Origin of the sequence: Actinokineospora cianjurensis, from assembly GCF_003663795.1 — a bacterium.
Lineage (GTDB): Bacteria > Actinomycetota > Actinomycetes > Mycobacteriales > Pseudonocardiaceae > Actinokineospora > Actinokineospora terrae.
Window position 1 is genome coordinate 1 of sequence record NZ_RCDD01000018.1, and the last position, 1,088, is coordinate 1,088.

General features: G+C 70.3%; 1 protein-coding gene. It reads left to right on the forward strand.

The genetic code is table 11. From position 1 onward, the window contains the following. Positions 1-1,088: methionine adenosyltransferase (gene metK, locus CLV68_RS33250; RefSeq protein WP_121395004.1), on the forward strand; the 1,088-nt coding region annotated here is incomplete at both ends.

Here is a 1,088-nt window from a genome sequence, read left to right on the forward strand (position 1 = left end):
GGCCACCCGGACAAGATCTGCGACGCGATCAGCGACTCGGTCCTTGACGCGCTCCTGGCGAAGGACCCGCGGTCGCGGGTGGCGGTGGAGACCCTGGTCACGACCGGCCAGGTGCACGTGGCGGGCGAGGTGACGACCGAGGCGTACGCGGACATCCCGAGCATCGTCCGCGACGTCATCCTGCGCATCGGGTACGACTCGTCGGCCAAGGGGTTCGACGGCAACTCGTGCGGTGTGAACGTGGCCATCGGCGCGCAGTCCGCGGACATCGCGCAGGGTGTCGACACCGCGCACGAGACGCGGGTGGAGAACGCGCTCGACGAGATCGACCGCCAGGGCGCGGGTGACCAGGGGTTGATGTTCGGGTACGCGTGCACGGACACGCCCGAGTTGATGCCGCTGCCGATCGCGTTGGCGCACCGGCTGTCCAAGCGCCTCACCAAGGTCCGCAAGGACGGCGTGCTGCCGTACCTGCGCCCGGACGGCAAGACCCAGGTCACCATCGAGTACGACGGCGATCGCGCGATCCGGCTGGACACCGTCGTGGTGTCCTCGCAGCACGCCGACGGCGTCGACCTGGACAAGCTGCTCGGCGTGGACGTGCGCGAGCAGGTCGTGCTGCCCGAGATCGGCGAGTTGGACATCGACAGCACCGACGTCCGGCTGCTGGTGAACCCGACCGGCCGGTTCGTCATCGGCGGCCCGATGGGTGATGCCGGGCTGACCGGCCGCAAGATCATCGTCGACACCTACGGCGGCATGGCGCGGCACGGTGGCGGCGCGTTCTCCGGCAAGGACCCGTCGAAGGTCGACCGCTCCGCCGCGTACGCGATGCGGTGGGTGGCGAAGAACGCGGTTGCGGCGGGGTTGGCGGACCGGATCGAGGTGCAGGTCGCGTACGCGATCGGCAAGGCGGCCCCGGTGGGCCTGTTCGTGGAGACCTTCGGCACCGAGAAGGTCGACCCGGCCAAGATCCAGACCGCCGTGCGCGAGGTGTTCGACCTGCGCCCGGCCGCGATCATCCGCGACCTGGACCTGCTGCGCCCGATCTACGCGCAGACCGCCGCGTACGGCCACTTCGGTCGCCC